At 45.7% G+C, this 16941-nt stretch carries 9 protein-coding genes; 1 reads left to right on the top strand and 8 read right to left on the bottom strand.

Features of this window, described 5'->3' with window-relative positions:
• Positions 1-2: 2 nt before the first annotated feature.
• Both Abor_RS09050 and betC read right to left on the bottom strand, forming a co-directional pair.
• The gene (locus Abor_RS09050; RefSeq protein WP_158319729.1) at positions 3-2396 is read right to left on the bottom strand and encodes a TonB-dependent receptor; all 2394 of its coding nucleotides are present in this window, start codon (positions 2394-2396) and stop codon (positions 3-5) included.
• 7 nt (positions 2397-2403) lie between these two features.
• On the bottom strand, positions 2404-3933 hold the full coding sequence (betC, locus tag Abor_RS09045; RefSeq protein ID WP_048841536.1) for a choline-sulfatase: 1530 nt from the start codon (positions 3931-3933) through the stop codon (positions 2404-2406).
• 119 nt (positions 3934-4052) lie between these two features.
• Here betC and Abor_RS09040 point away from each other — a divergent pair, with 119 nt between their 5' ends.
• Entirely contained in the window at positions 4053-4982 is a 930-nt protein-coding gene (locus Abor_RS09040; RefSeq protein ID WP_048841535.1) for a LysR substrate-binding domain-containing protein, read from the top strand.
• A gap of 287 nt (positions 4983-5269) precedes the next feature.
• On the opposite strand, the gene Abor_RS09035 is transcribed toward Abor_RS09040, so the two are convergent.
• The 6 genes from Abor_RS09035 to uca form a co-directional block, all read right to left on the bottom strand.
• Positions 5270-6775 (bottom strand): amino acid permease, encoded by a 1506-nt coding sequence (locus tag Abor_RS09035; protein ID WP_146855148.1) that lies wholly within the window; start codon positions 6773-6775, stop codon positions 5270-5272.
• A gap of 163 nt (positions 6776-6938) precedes the next feature.
• On the bottom strand, positions 6939-8528 hold the full coding sequence (locus Abor_RS09030) for a tetratricopeptide repeat-containing sulfotransferase family protein (RefSeq protein ID WP_232015031.1): 1590 nt from the start codon (positions 8526-8528) through the stop codon (positions 6939-6941).
• A 173-nt stretch (positions 8529-8701) separates the two neighbouring features.
• On the bottom strand, positions 8702-9628 hold the full coding sequence (locus Abor_RS09025; protein WP_048841533.1) for a response regulator transcription factor: 927 nt from the start codon (positions 9626-9628) through the stop codon (positions 8702-8704).
• Positions 9615-11327, bottom strand: a complete 1713-nt coding sequence (locus Abor_RS09020) for an ATP-binding response regulator (RefSeq protein ID WP_084594460.1) — start codon at positions 11325-11327, stop codon at positions 9615-9617. The genes Abor_RS09025 and Abor_RS09020 overlap by 14 nt, the downstream gene beginning before the upstream one ends.
• A gap of 154 nt (positions 11328-11481) precedes the next feature.
• Complete coding sequence (atzF, locus tag Abor_RS09015) at positions 11482-13296, bottom strand: allophanate hydrolase (protein WP_048841532.1); 1815 nt, start codon at positions 13294-13296, stop codon at positions 11482-11484.
• Positions 13297-13300: 4 nt separating this feature from the next.
• Complete coding sequence (uca, locus tag Abor_RS09010; protein WP_048841531.1) at positions 13301-16900, bottom strand: urea carboxylase; 3600 nt, start codon at positions 16898-16900, stop codon at positions 13301-13303.
• Positions 16901-16941: the final 41 nt, after the last annotated feature.

Here is a 16941-nt window from a genome sequence, read left to right as displayed (position 1 = left end):
AGTTATAAAGACCGCATGACTTCAAAACCAAAGGAGCGCAAGTCACCGGGGTAACGACTAATATTCCGGTTAAAGAATTCACCAAACGCATTGGTATAGGTCATCTGGTTAGTGATGTTGTGTAGCCAGACAGCTACTTCTGTTTTCTGATCAACAGAATGCCATGCGAGCCTTACATTTCCTGTGATGACTGCTTTCTGGGAAAAAGCATTTCGTACTAAGGCTTGTGTTTGCGGTGAAGAAAGAAATGGCGCAGGCGTAGCCGGATGCACATCGGACCATGCTTGGAAACGATAACGGCTGGTATAACGCCAGTCGGTTTGGACTGTGAAATCACCAAACGAGACCGGAATTTTATAACTCAATAAAAAATTAGTCGTAACATGGGGCGCGCGTTCCAACGGCTGCCCGGACAAGTCAACCGGGTTACCTCCGTTAAACGGTGTTGGCGCACTTGCATTACGAAAACTGGTATAATGTGCATCTTGATAAGACACACCAAATGAACCAAACAAGTTTTCAAGTGGGCGAACCTGACCTTCAAATTCAAACCCGTTAGACACGGCGCGTGCGGCATTAGTTGTGTGCGTGCCAGTATTTTGCAGAATTGTAACCTGCATATTATTATAGTCGTAATGGAAACCAGAAAGATTAAGCTGAGCTTTGCCGTTCCATAACCGAGCCTTTATACCGCCTTCATAATCAGTCAGCACTTCAGGGTTATAGAGACTAAAATCTGACGCTGTTGCAACGTAGGTATTGTAATTACCGGTACGGAAACCACGCGCATAACGTAAATAGCCAGTAATGCCATGAGAAAACTGGTATTTTAGGCTGGCATCCTCACTGTCACGGTTAAACGTTTTTTTCAACGGCGGCCCACTCAGACTTTGCCCAGTCGCGGGGTCAATAAATGTGCCTGTATTTGTGTTTATATAAGTGAGTGCTCTATTACCGGTATAATACGGGTCTGAGGCTAGGGTATTATAGGCCCATGCTTCACCATTGGCGCTACGGGTTTCAGATGTAAAGCGCCCCCCAATATCAAGGGTAAGGCGGCGCGTAAGATCGAAGGAGAGAGCAGAAAAGACAGCTGCGTCCTGCGTGTTAATATTGAAGCTGGATGCATTGCCATTCACACCGAAATCAGTCGGACTATAAAGCGGCTGCTGACTAGAAGATTGCGTCATGTTCCTTAAATAATAGACACCACCAATATATCTTATTTTCTTATTTTGTGGTGATGCCACACGAACTTCGTTGCTGAGCACTCGCGCTACGCCGCCAATATTTTCCTGATAATCAACAGCCGCAGGGCTTGCATCATCATCAGAAAAAACATTGAAGTGATTCCACTCGAGAGCAAAAATATTGCTTAGGCTCCAGCCATTTTCAAACTCATAACGTGCATTAACAGAAAGCCCTGCCCTACGGGTTGTTGCATCTGTGCGCCCGTTGTTCTGGATATTGCGGCGGGACGTTTGAGCATACCCTTGCGCATCTGTGCCCCCCTCTAGCAGCCCGACATGGTCAATAGGCACTTCCGTTCTGTTTCGGCCAAGGTGAGCCTTGATCAGAATAGAGAGATTATCAACCGGCTTTGCAAGAATTTGCCCGCGCATATCATAGTACTGATAGCCACCTGTGGGGTTTTTATGTGTGCCATTATAATACTGGCCATCCATACGCCGGTTCACAATGGCAAAACGTGCCATGAGTTTATCTTTTATAATCGGCCCACCAATAGCCCCTTCTTCTCCCCAAAGCCCATAATTTCCGGCAGTACCCCGCACATAACCATCAAGTGTGTTGGTTGGCTTTTTGGTATAATAAGAGACCATGCCCGCTGTTGTGTTTTTACCTTGCAAAGTACCTTGCGGCCCACGAAAAACCTCGACATGATCCAAATCATAAATTGGCGTGCCCTGAGAGGCACCACTATCCAAAAACACTTCATCTTCAGACACGCCAACGGCTGTAGTCATGTTGGCTGAAAAATCATTTGTTCCAATACCACGTAATCTATAGCGCGGATTGGTAGAACCCGACGTACTTTCTGCCATAAGGCCGGGAATATCACGGGCTAGCGACAATGCATCACGCACGCCGGTTGTCTGAAGTGTCTTCCCTGTCAAAACGACAACTGACGCTGGCGTGTTCACTGCTTGCTGCGTACGCCTGTTAGAACGAACGATCACTTCCTCCAGAGCGGAGGATTGTTTGGTCTGTGCTGCAACCGCAGAGACCTTCTTCTGTTTGTTCTGCTTTTGCACAACCTCTCTGGGCTGAGGTACCCTCTGGTAACGCTCTGCCTCAGCAGCATGTGCCGAGTACGTTGCTCCAAGGGAAACAACAAAAGCGAAAGAAGCGCGATACGAAAGACGATTAAATATCATGGCGATATTACCTAACTCCCTGTGGTAGCAGCCGCGCTTCGGCTTCAAGCTGCTCCAAGGGTTTATGATGGCGAATATAGGTTCGGTGCGCATTTGCAGGGGGCTGATAGTCCCATGCTGTACAGCGACCAGTGGCCAGAGCACGCTTAACTAATGCACGCCTTTGCTGACTAAGCACCACATTGTGCCGGAGCCTACTAAAGTCCCATTTTTGGAGCGCTTCAGCCTGAAACGCACGGACACGCTCCTGGTGAGCAGGTACTAACGCAAGATTTTGCTTTTCGTCTGGATCATTTTCCAGATCATATAATTGCTCAGGATCGTTTGGTGTGTACAGAAATTTCCATCTGTCACGCCGTATCATAACAGTCGGTTCAAACGTTCCCTCACCCAAATACTCACCAAACACTTCATCTGGCCAAGCCGTCTGCCCATGTAGAAGGGGTGTCAAATCACGGCCACTCACTTCTGGAGCAGACGGCGCACCGACGAGACCACAAATTGTCTCGCCAACATCAGCCAAGCTGACAGCGCAATCAACACGCCCTGACTGACCTTGCGGCAGGGCAAACAGAAGCGGTATGCGACTTGCCCCCTCCCGGAAAGACATTTTATACCACTGTCCATGTTCACCGAGCATTTCACCATGGTCACTCGTGAAAATAATTGCTGTGGTTTTGTCTAGCCCGGTCTGCTGCAAAACAGCGAGCAACTCTCCTAGTTGATGATCAACATAAGAAATCGCCCCGTAGTAAGCACGCTTTGCCCGCAGCACATCCGCTTCGGTAGGGCGGTGCGTATCAATACCACACGCCGCGCGAATACGCTCTTCAGCAGGGTGGTTCTCTACCGCCTCTGGCACTCGGGGAAGTGGAATGTCGGTGTCTGCATACAGATCCCACCAGTGTGGCGTAATATTGAAAGGGTCATGGGGGTGCGTAAAAGACACAACCATGCAAAATGGCCGACTATCATCTCGTTGACGGGCTAAATCGAACAATTTTCGGCGTGATGCAAATGCGACTTCTTCATCGAAATCAATTTGATTACTGCGTAAAATCGGCCCAGCATTCAGCACAGAATCCATAGAATGATACCAGTCAGGTCGATCCTTCTCATTCTGCCAATCAGGCACCCAGGTAAAATCTGAGGGGTAAATATCTGTCGTCAGGCGCTCTTCAAAACCATGAAGCTGGTCGGCGCCAACAAAGTGCATCTTTCCAGCAAGAATGGTCTGATACCCCACATCTCGCAGTCTGTGCCCAAACGTTGGAATATCTGAGTGCCATTCGCTGCCATTATCCACAATCCCACTTTGGGACGGCATAAGGCCTGTCATAAACGCACCACGAGAAGGCCCACACAGAGGGCTAACCGTGTAAGCATTCGTAAAGGCGGCACCGCGTTGAGCCAGCTTGAGTAAGTTAGGCACCTGAGCTGGAGACGGATCGCGCCCACCCAAACAAGCAGGCAACGCAAGAGCTGTTAGCTGGTCAGCCACAACAACCAAAAAATTCAGCGGAGAGGTTTGTGTCATGGGGTCAGTCTCCATCCCTCAATTCAACCATTTAAAATAGTTTTAATCGAAAACAATAAACCATTTTATATGTTATTTTTGATGTATCTACGTTTATATATGTTGTATAAGCACGAGTTATGACACCGAATCAAGCAGACTATCTATTACGCTCCCTGCGCCTGATTGAGACTGTTGGTCGATGCGGCAGCTTCAGTACGGCCGCCCTTGAACTGGGAATGACCCAACCCGCCGTCAGCCAGCAAATTGCGCACCTAGAAAAATTACTGGGAGTTATTTTATTCGAGCGTCGGCATAGAGGGGTCTCCGCGACCCGTCATGGCCAAATGCTACACACCACGACTGCAGACGTGCTGACACAACTCTATAATACCATGGAAATAATCCATGATAGTGACAGTCGTGAAACATTAATCATTCTGACAGACTACGGATTTGCCGCTAACTGGCTTCTACCACGCTTGTCAGACTTTGAAGAAAAATTTCCTGAAATTGATGTAAGCTTACTCACAACTCAGGCGAAACGTGACGCCAAAATAGACCATAGAAACACTCATCATGATGTTTCTATTCTTTTTGGAGAAAAACCGCAGACCCATGATCTATCGTGGACCTGCCTATTTCAAGAAGAAATCGTTCCTATCTGTAGCGCTGCATATTTCAAGGCAGCAGGGCCATTTAACCACCCACGAGATATTGTAAAGGCAAAATTATTACATTTAACCGGCCCAGACCATCAGTGGTTTACATGGGCAGACTGGTTTGCGTCTATTGATACGTCTCTTCCAATTAAGACCTTTTCAAAAAACAATCTTTCTTTTGGAAATTACCCATTACTTTTGCAAGCTGTTTTGCAGAATCAAGGCATTGCTTTGGGGTGGCGGCCTTTAGTTGATGACCTTATAAAAACAAAACAAATTGTTTCCCTGAGTAATAAGCCAATAAAAAGCAAAAGAGGATATTTTCTTTCCACTCCGTTTAACAGGAGGGCACACATAGATAACTTTACACAATGGATACAGCAACAAGCGAAAATAAATAAATTATGATTTTCCATTTTATTATATGAGAGGATATAAATTTATAGCACATACCGAATAGTCAGAACCCCAATAAATGGGCTAAAATAATCAATTCCTGCTGCCTATATCGACTACCCCCCTCCCTGTCGAAATTGAACTTACCTTTTCTATATGAACCAAGACAGTTCTGGTGTTCATGCCTAATCTCTAAATAAATTTCTTTCCGTTAAATCCGAAACGGTTTTCTTAAAACCACGAGGGCTTTAGCAGCCCTCTCATCCAGCATTCTATATTTTTGAAAAGGTCTCAAAAAACTAGCCATTTTGTTTCTGCTTATACCTATAAACAATAAATCCAGAAATTGATCCAAAAAACATAAAAATAATAGGGAAATAATGCAAATACCAATGTGTATTACCCGGATCGAACACTGATAATCTTGGCCATGCTACGTTTACCAATAGAATGACACCAATTACCACAGAAACAATATTAACAAATAACCCTTTACGCCGACCTAAATAAAAATACTCCATACCACCTGATACAGGATTAATGCCTTTTATCCGTAAAATGAGCATAGGCAAGGTAACAAGCAGATACGCAAAATAGATTGTAACAGTTGTAACAGAACATAAAGCACTAAAAATTGCTGGGTCACCATAAGAGACCCACAAAAGGCTTATTGCCATAACCGTAACAGCGAGCGTTGCAATCCATGGAGTTGCAGTTCTAGCAGATACACGCGTTAAGAAAGAAGATAACGGCAACCGATTATCACGTGCCATTGAAAACATAACCCGAGCGGCTGCATTTTGAATAGCAAGCGTAGCTGAGAGAATAGAAATTGCGACCATTGCAAAAAGTATATGGCCAGAAAAACCACTTGTTACAGAAGACAAAACATAAGAAACACCATCTTTTGCCAAATTACCATCAGTTAACGATGGAGCGGCCATAAGAGCAGCCATAACCATAAGAGCGCCACCAAAAAATGAAACTAAGAGGCATTGGATAATAGCTTTAGGCGTGGTGCGACGTGGGTTATTTGTTTCTTCGGATAGTTCCGCTGCACTATCAAAACCATACATCACATAAGCCGCCATTAAAGTAGACGATAAAAAACTCCAAAACGTTGGGGCAGGCACTCCGCCCCCCATCACAACAGACGGGCCACGACTAGTATGCGTAAACAAAACAACCAATAGAATAACCAAACCGATTATTTCACAATAAACACCAATAGCCGTAGCTGTTGCTGTTGCCCTTACCCCTAGGGAAGATATTAAAGAGCAGATAAAAATAGTAGCTGTTCCTAAAATTACAGCATTTGCCGCACCTGTTGGCGACCCAACTGCTGTATCACCACCAATAATCTGGAAACCGCTCCAAACGCTGGGTAAAACAGACTGCATTGCAATAGCAATAGCTGCTACACTCATAATATACCCAATAAGCATGAACCACCCTGCAAACCAGCCGATACTATCGTTTGATAAACGCCTAGACCATTGATAGACAGCACCAGCAACAGGGTAAGATGCAGCAAGTTCAGCAAAGCATAACGCTGTAGAAAACTGACCGATGAAGACAATAGGCCATGTCCAAAAAAAAAGTGGCCCACCAAAACCATATCCAGTCGCAAAGAGTTCGAAAATAGTTGATAAAATAGAGACAAATGAAAAACCAGAAGCAAAAGAGGCAAATGGCCCTAATTCTCTACGTAACTCCTGACCATACCCAAACTGAGCAAGATCTTCTGCATTAGAAATATCAGACACAGATTTAACAGAAGATATATTTTGCGAACCAGACATCATTTCACCCTTAACGAGTAGTCGCAACAACGACCGAATAGTGGCATAGAGCTTTTAAAAACATACTATGGCCATACAGAATGGCTTAACCGAGCATTTTGAAGACTACATAACGCCACAAAATGAAAAACCAGTATTTACGAACACTCTAGAAAATACATTTCCATTACACGATAATCCCTGCATTTTCCAAAATAAGACGAGCAGGCTTTAAGGCCTCTTCATGCTGCTTCCAACGCTCGAGAGCATCTCGATAAAGTGGCCGGCGCACCTGTGCAGCACTTGGGGTAGAAACTGCAGCACGATTAGTGTGGAAAGAGAGACATGCATTATTCCAGCTTAAGCCGCAGTGGTTAAGAATAGACCGTGTGGTATTTTCTTGGTCTAGAACAATACTTTCATAATAAATTTCCAAAATACGACCTGGTATTTCTTTTTGCCAAAAACGCATTAACCGATCAAAGCGTACGTAATATCTAGCAATATCCTCAAGGCTATAGCTATAGTCGTAATATCGTGATGTTGTTGCAAATAAATTCTTAAAATTACTTAAAACGGTATCCATAGGGTGCCTTCTCAGGCAAATAATTCGCGCTGCAGGGAGAGCTTTTGCGATCAGACCCGCATACATAAAATTTCCAGGAAATTTATCGCTAAATCTTATATTTTGTAATGGTAAATGTGAGAAAGCACGAGCAATATAGTCGCGCCCTATCATACCAAGGTTTTTATTAGCTGCATTGATAAGTGTCTCAACATCAAGAACCATTCTGGTTCTTACACCAGAAGCAGATTTTACTGCGATAGGAAATGCCTGTAATTCGCCTGCACTCACCATATCTGGATGAGAGGAAATAATACGGTCTACCAATGTTGTACCTGTCCGTGGCATTCCTATAATAAAAACAGGAGAGTCAACAGGCGCATTATTCACTGCTGTTTGCGCATAAAGAGGCCAATTTTTTTCTATCGCATCAAAAATTTTCTCATCCTGATTAATATTATATGCTAACTGCTGCTTATGTTGAGTATTAGCATTGAATAAAAATTGGAAAGACTCTTGTGTTTGTCCAACATCTTCCAATTCTTTTGATATCGCATAGCCTAACAGCAACCGTGCTTCTGAGTCTTTTGCTTTTGTCAACGCTGCCTTTAAGCGTAGAATATGGTTATGTTCTATTGTTTGACGCCGTAACCCGCTTAAACCATGGTGAGCACGAGCATTGGCTGGTGCATGAGCAATAAGGGCTTCAAAAGCTTGTTCTGCCTCATCTACACGCCCAACAAAACTGAGTGCTACGGCCCAGTTATATATAAATGCTGTATTATTTGGCGCACCATGCGTTGCAGCCTCAAAATGCGCTATAGATGCAGCATGCTTTCCTAAACGAGAATACGCACATCCAATCGTATCTCGCGTTAAAGCGTCAGCGTTTATTCCAGACTTTAAGCATATTTCTGCTTTCTGGAGTGCAGAAAGTGCATCTGCATCGCGCCGCAAAAGCAAAAAAGTACGTGCAAGCTGTGCAAAACCTTCGACGGATTGCTCTAGACTAACTGAGGTTTCTAAAAGCGTTTTTCCTGCACGTATATTGCCAAGTGTAATCTCACAAACACCGAGTATAAAATATGCTCTAGCCGAACGAGAATCCCGCGCCAAAACTGCAGCGGCAAGAGATTGTGCTTTAGGCAAATTGCCTTGCTCAAGCGCACTTAGTGCTTGCTTGATATGAACGGAGGTAGAGCTTAACATCATGAGAAAATATTCTCTAAGTATAGTGATGTATCTACGTTTTTTACCCGATATAAGCAACTTTGTAAGATTAAAGCTAATGTCATATGCCTTACACTCTCTTACTTGTATTGTGTTTAACAGGGAAAGTTGTGCTGCATTTTAAGGGAATAGATTTTTATAATATTCATACAGAATCACTTATTCATAGTTGCCATAGCAATAGCCGCAGCGGACGTTCTATTTTCGATACCGAGTTTTACAAATATCTGCTCAAGATGTTTGTTTACCGTTCGTGGGCTGATATTCAAAATGGCACTTACGTCTCGGTTAGACTTGCCTTTGCTAATCCAGAGCAATACCTGTGCTTCTCTTACCGTGAGGCCAAGAGTTGTTTCAAGTAAACGCTCTTCATCACCAGGGCGTTTTAACAAAAGAGAGACAGCGTTTGTACCGTCATTCATCGTGCCCATTAAAACACACTCTATCACGCCTTCTGTAATATCTATTGTCCGGCGCAACATAAGAGAGCGTTGCGCAAGAAGTGCTGTCATGACGGAAAGGAGCGGCTCGGGTAGCGGCTTGTTAAGGGCCCAACCTGGGAAAGCGCTGGTTAAAACAAGAGCTGACTGGGGAGTATGCCACAACAATACGCCTTGATTATCAACACCAATAGTTGGGCGATGCCCAAAATCAAGAGCCTGCGTGACTGCCTGCCCCGTTCTTGCATTTTGCAGGTGCACACGTACGCGTGCCACAAGTTCATTCACATCGACCGGCTTACGGATATAATCTACACCACCAGATTGTAGCCCCTGTATGACGTGTTCAGTTTCCGTTAGACCAGTCATGAAAATAACGGGAACATGGGTAAATGTTGGGTCAGCTCTTAACCGCCGTGTCACCTCAAAACCATCCAAGCCCGGCATTAACCCATCCATAATAATAATGTTAGGTACCACCTTCTTAAGAAGATCCAGTGCGGCAAAACCATCGCGAGCAATAAGCACTGTCATGCCGGCTTCCTCCAGTGCAGCGGTCACAAAATGCAGTGACTGTGGCATATCATCGACAACCAGAACACAGGGCTGTGTTCCTTGTGTTAGCGGGTCATAATTCGGCATCGTTGATTGCTCTGGTTATTGCTGCCAGGTCAAAGTCATGCGCATACCGTTTTATTATCGCAACAAACACTTTATCAGATTCTGTTTCGATTGCGAGAGAATTTAGCACCGTTTCTACGCCTCTAATATGCCCCAATTCTGCTGCTTGACGTATTTGAGGAAAATGCTGCCGAATTTGTGCCGAAAGGCTCGAAAAATCTGCTTCAGAGCGGAGAGGCGCCTCACTTTCTGGCTCATTCTGTTCGGCGCAAATCCATTCAAGGTGTAGCACGTTGCCAATCGTAGCGAGCAAGGCGTTACTATCTACTGGCTTTGTTACGAAATCGTCATAGTATGCTGCCAAAGCAGCATCTGCACTTAACTCGGCAGTATTAGCAGAGACTATAACAATTGCTGGATTTCTTTTCTCTTGAGAACGTATTTTAGCAGCTATTATAAGACCATCCTCACCAGGCATTTTCATATCCAGCAGCACCATATCTGGGTCAGACTGTATCACTGCCTGCATACCTGAATGACCATCATGGGCTTTATGCACAACAAACCCGAGCGGAACCAATAATGCTTCCAAAAAATCACATTGTAGCACATCATTATCCACTACCACTATGCAACGAGGTCTGCCTTCATACCCTGATATCTTGCCCTTAGAGTGTAGAACGCTCTCCTTGTCATACTGGGTATGAACGCTCGGCAACATGAGCCGAAGACAAAACGTACTCCCAATGCCGAGATGACTTTCTACCGTAATGTCGCCACCCAACATCTGCGTAAGAACCCGTGTAATAGCAAGACCTAACCCTATTCCGGGCTTCCCTCTTGTTTGATCATCACGACCACGCTCGAAGGGTTCAAAAATCCGTTCAAGATCATGTGCTTCAACACCGGTACCTGTGTCGCTCACCTCAATACGTGCAACCTCACTACGATAGTGCACTGACAGCGTGACGCACCCTGCGTCTGTATATTTTATTGCGTTTGAAAGCAGATTAACAAGAATTTGGCGCAACCGCTTTTCGTCTGTTTTAACCTTCGCAGGAAGTGAGTCATGCACAACAAAATTAAGTTTAAGACCTTTGGCATGAGCTTGCACCTGAAACATCATGACAATATGATCAAGCAAGTCTTTTATTGAAACAACATCTGACTGAATTTCTATTTGCCTACTTTCTATTTTTGAAACCTCAAGCAAAGCCTCAACAAGACTTGTTAAATACTCAGCAGATTGACGAATAACAGCCCCTGCTTCTGTAGGAGAAAACCGTGTGCCACGCTCTAAAAGTTGCGCATAACCATAGATTGTATTAAGCGGCGAGCGAATATCATGACTAACAGAGATAAGATAACGTGTTTTTGCTTCGTTTGCAGCGATAGCGGCATCATGCGTTTTACGTAGCTCTGCTTGTGCTTGAGTAAAAATATCACGCTCTATTTTTAACGCTTTCTCGCAATTTTGAATCTTTTCCTCAGCTATACAGCGGTATTTGTTTTGTAAGGCCCGTAAGCACGCAACAATTCCAGCTAATACAGTGACAATACCCCCTAAGGCTAACCAAAGACCTATATTACGCAACCCAAGGGCCCAACCAAACCCAAACACGGCTACAAATAAAAGGATGGAGAAAGAACCTATTACCAGACGCATTGCAACAATGCTCCGGCTTTGCAGTTCTCCTTCCGACCTTTTACTTATCATCATGCCCTGCGCTACCTCGTGTGAACCACAGTTTCCATGCTTACGTGCTGCGGCCGCCTAAGCAAGCACCTCATGCTTGTCGTAGGGGCTACTGCAAACCAGTGTTTGGTAGCCCCACTGGTTTAGCCGGCCATTAGTATAGCCACCAAGTTATATTTTATGCTGCGCGAGACCCTAACCATGCGCGCCAGCCTCCCCAAGAGGTAATTTCTTCAGCGGTCGCAATAGCATAGCCATCACATACAAAGCCTGTTTCCCATGAGCCATCTGCCAATTCAACTTTACCAAGACCCAGTGGAGCGGGAATGTTAGTTAAGAAAGACCCTAGTTCTGCTGAGGGCAGCTCCCAGACTTCCACTTCTATGGCTTGACCGCCTTCACTTGCCCTTACCATGGCTGGGCGCAAAGGTGGCCCGCCTGGCAAAGCATATAATCTATAATGCGGTGCAGTCGTGGTAGCAGAAACGAGATGCCCCTGCCGCTCACGCAACTGCCAATTAAGGGGCAAACCTTCTAGATGAGCACCACAAACAACAACGCGGGCTTTATCGTTTCTAGCTTTACGCCCCGTACTTTTTGGAGCTGGTAATGCATGGCCCCCTACCAATGGTAAGTTGGTGGCGTGCTGGAATGTGTTGGCAACAGACAGAAGATACTGATCTGTAAACACACGTCCAAACAGCGTAATACCCCATGGCAGACCACTGCGCATAAAACTGGCAGGTACTGCCACTGCCGCATAATCTAACAGGTTCATAAAATTGGTATACCAACCCAACCTTGAATTTGCCGCCACAGGTTCTTTAGAGAGGTCTGCAAGGGAAACCGGTCGCGGCATGGAGGGCGTTACAACAAAGTCCAGATCTGCCAAAATGGCATCACAAACCGTTTTCAAGTGCTGCAGCCTATAGAGAGCCTCATAATGATCTAGTGCTGAATAATGAGGCGCTTTTTCAAGAACATCATGAATAACAGGTAAAACGGCTTGAGGGTTTTTGGTAATTAACGCACCAGCAACTAAATAACGCTCGGCCACCCATGGCCCCTCATACAGTAGGCGGGCAGCCTCTAAAAATGGTTCAAAATCAATAGAAACAGCTGTACCAGCTATACTTTCCAGTTGAGAGATAGCAACGCTAAAAAGCGCCGCGCTCTCTGCATCACCAAAAAATTCTAGTGTTTCTGGAACGCCAAATCGAAACCCCGGCGCAATAGCACCAAAAGCGGTTGCATCGTTCCAAGCCGGGTTATGTCGGCTAAAGTCATCTCTTGGGTCACGCCGAGCAACTAACCCTAATAAACGACTGGCTTCTGCTGCGGTTGTTGTAAAAAGCGTAGTGCAATCTAACGTTCGGCATGCAGGTACAACGCCTGCAGTTGAGATGAGGCCTTTACTCGCTTTTAGACCGACAAGATTGTTATAAGCAGCCGGGATACGCCCGCTCCCTGCTGTATCTGTCCCGAGAGAGAAACTGGCTACACCCAAGGCAACAGCCAACGCAGAACCAGCACTAGACCCACCAGAGGGATACTCAGGCAAAACGCTATTTTTGCATAGTCCGTAAGGAGAGCGTGTGCCATTTAAGCCTGTGGCGAATTGATCCAAATTGGCTTTCCCTACAGGCAAAGCTCCTAGTTCAATCAGTTGCTCTACAATGGTAGCGCTACGCTCTGGAATATATGCAAAATCTGGGCACGCTGCGGTAGTAGGTATGCCTTTTAAATCAATATTATCTTTTAAAACAAAGGGAATTCCGTAAAGAGGCAATGCTTTAGCAGCAGGGTCTTCCAACCGTGCCAGATAAGGCGCAAGCTCTTTGTCATCGAGAATATGGATAAACAGATTATATTCTGCGTTAAGCTCGATTGCACGGTGCTTTAACTGCACCATAAGAGCACGTGGTGTTATTTCACCTCGAGCATAAGCCGCAGAAAGAGTATCAATATGCAGGTTAGGAAAATCTTTTTTCATAGCTTTAGTTTTCCTTGATCACGATGACGCATTGCCCAGATCTTACCGGGGCGCCAGGTTGAACCCGAATTTCCACCACTGTGCCAGCACATGGCGCAACAAGAGATATTTCCATTTTCATTGATTCTAGAATGACAACGACCTGCCCCACTTCAACTTTTTCGTTCAAGCTTACAAGTACTTGCCACAAATTACCCGCTATGCCGCTTTCAACTGCCTGCAAACCATTGGCCAAGGGCACATCTTCCCCCTCCTCCGGTGCAATGTCATTACTTGCAAAATCAGCTGTACCATTTTCAATCCAACGCTGGCGCTCTGCGTTAAAAGCAGCCTGCTGATTTTTTTTGAACGCCGCAATGGATGTGTGCTCTTGCTCAAGAAAAGCATGATAGTCTGCAAGAGAAAGTTCTGTTGGTTCAATTTTAAGAGCATAACGCCCCACCGGAAAATCCCGGCGAATAGTCTCAAGCTCTTCTGCTGAAACAGGATAAAAACGAATCTGGTCAAAGAACCGTAAAAGCCATGATTTATCCTGAAAAGCTTCTGGTAAACGATAGCGCATCCACATTTGCAAAGTACGGCCTACAAACTGGTACCCTCCAGGCCCTTCCATACCGTACACGCACAAATAAGCGCCGCCAATACCCACCGAGTTTTCGGCTGTCCAAGTACGCGCCGGATTATACTTTGTGGTAACCAGCCTGTGCCGTGGGTCTATGGGGGTTGCCACTGGTGCGCCTAAATAGACATCCCCCAAGCCCATAACCAGATAGCTTGCATTGAAAACAATCTTGTAAACATCATCGATACTACCAAGATCATTAATACGCCTGATAAATTCAAGATTGCTTGGGCACCATGGTGCATCTTTTCTTACCGTGGTCATATATTTGCGAATTGCAAGCTGACAGGCGGGATCATCCCAAGAAAGAGGCAAGTGCACAATACGCGAGGGGACACGTAAATTCTGAGTTTTTAAAACTTCTGACCACAGCCCTTTAATAAGGCTGAGCAACTGGACAGACGTAATTTGATCAGGAGCATAATGTATTTGTAACGAGCGTATACCGGGCGTTAGATCAATAATACCCTTTAGGTTTTCAGCCTCCATCGCTCGCATAAGCGCATGCGCTCTAAATCGGAGTGTCAGATCAAGTTCAGGCTCTCCGATTTCAAGAAGCAGATTAGCATCACCCGAGAGACGAACAACAAGACGGGTAGCGCCCTCTCCTTCAGTCATAACCACTGGTGAGCAAAGTTGTGCACGCTCCCAAGACGGACCGTGCTCAATTAATGTTTGGACTTCTCGCTCACCACAGCGCGCTAAATTATGTGCAGTGGAGAGATCAACCGGAACAAAACGTACGAGATCACCAGCTCTGAGCTGCCCGAGCTTCCAAAGGTCTGCTCTGATAACAGTGGCGGGACACACAAACCCACCCAAGCTAGGGCCATCTGGGCCCAAAATAACCGGCATATCTCCTGTAAAATCGACTGCGCCAATCGCATAAGGGTTATCATGAATATTAGAGGGGTGCAGGCCAGCTTCTCCTCCGCTTTCACGTACCCATTCTGGCTTTGGGCCAATAAGGCGAATACCTGTGCGACTAGAATTGAAATGAATTTCCCATTCTGTAGAAAAGAATGTTTCCATATATGCTTGCGTAAAATATTCAGGTGCCGCATGAGGCCCATAAATAACACGTAAGGTCTGAACATCAGGTAGTGGTGGCGTAAGCACTTCAGGAAGAGTATTGCCTGCAAGTGGGTTTTGCAGAGGCGAAATGTGTAACACATCTCCCACACGGAGCGCACGCCCAGCATGCCCCCCAAATTGCCCCAGAACAAAAGTACTACAGCTACCCAGATACGCAGGAACAATAATACCGCCACGCAGGGCGAGATAACTCCTTGCCCCTTTTCTAACAATACCGCCTAGCCGCAAAACAGAGCCCGCAGCAATATGCAATGCTGTATTCATAGGGCAAGGTTGCCCATCAAGCTCAACAACAATTTCAGCACCAGTAATGGCAACAACAGCTTCTGTATTAAAGCGTAGCGTTGGGCCATTCATGGTTATTTCGAGACCAGCGGCATCTGAGCTATTGCCCAAAAGTGTATTCGCTAGTTGAAAAGAACGATCGTCCATTGGGCCAGAAGGCGGAATACCAACAGCCCAATAGCCAAGTCTTCCAGGGCAATCTTGTACGGTTGTTTGTGTGCCCGCTACAATAACTTCAAACGTATTGGCATGATACGTTAAGCGCTCCAGACATCTTGTCCAAGGTGCGCCTTCTACAAACGGTTTATAGGCTAGAATTTGCCTAAGATAGCCGCGATTTGTTTCAACGCCGTAAATTTCTGTTTTAGCAAGCGCGTCATCTAGTCGCGCCAGTGCCTCTTGTCGTGAGCTATCATGAGCTATGACCTTGGCAACCATTGGGTCGAAAAATGCAGGAATTTCTACACCAGCTTCTATCCATGTATCAATACGCAGAGCTTTTCCGTCTGAGGGTGGAAAATGAACATGCGTAACAAGGCCCGGAGACGGCTGAAAATTACGACCGGGATCTTCAGCATAGAGTCTGGCTTGAATGGCATGACCCTGCGGCGTTAGGTCAGCCATAAGGCTGCTGAGAGGGGGCAGTGTACCTGCCGCCAGCTCAACCATCCAACGCACCAGGTCAACCCCCCAGACTTGCTCCGTTACCCCGTGCTCAACCTGAAGGCGTGTATTAACCTCTAAAAAATAAAATTGCTTAACATCACTATCATAAACAAATTCAACAGTACCAGCGCTACGATAATGTGTTGCTTTACCCAGCCGAATTGCCGCCTCACACAACGCTTCGGCTATGCCATCGGGTAAACCGGGGGCAGGTGTTTCCTCTATAACTTTCTGGTTGCGGCGCTGGATTGAACAATCACGCACGCCAAGGGCAACAACCTCCCCTGTTCCATCACCAAATATCTGAACTTCAAGGTGGCGTGCATGTTCAATGTATTTTTCAATAAACACACCACCGTCAGAGAAGTTGTTCATACCAAGTTGACGCACTTTATCAAATGCCTCAACGAGCTCTGCCTCATTATAACAGACACGCATACCTATGCCGCCACCGCCCGCTGTGCTTTTCAGCATAACTGGATACCCAATATGGGTAGCAGCATCAGTTGCATCTTGCACTGTAGCCAGCAACGTGGTGCCACGTAGCATGGGCACACCTTGTGCTGCGGCTAGATCTCGCGCGGTATGCTTTAACCCAAAAGTGCGAAGCTGCTCAGGAGTTGGCCCAACAAAAGCGAATCCTTGTTTTTCACACTCTTCAGCAAAAGCCGCATTTTCAGATAGAAACCCATAACCTGGATGGATCGCTTTGGCACCTACCTGCCGTGCAGCCTCCAAAATCTTGTCAGTTCTTAAATAAGTCTCAGTTGCTGCACCAGTTCCAAGTGAAATAGCCTGATCAGCATTACGTACATGAAGACTTCCGAGGTCTGCTTCCGAATAAACAGCTACTGAATTAACCTTTAGATCTCGCAAGGTTCTTATAATGCGAGATGCTATGGCACCACGGTTGGCTATCAGCAATTTTTCAAACATTATGATCTCATTCAGAAGAAAACAGCTAACCCACTACAGGA

The sequence above is a fragment of the Acetobacter orientalis genome, from assembly GCF_000963965.1.
Classification (GTDB): domain Bacteria; phylum Pseudomonadota; class Alphaproteobacteria; order Acetobacterales; family Acetobacteraceae; genus Acetobacter; species Acetobacter orientalis.
This window is presented reverse-complemented; position numbering and strand designations above follow the sequence as displayed.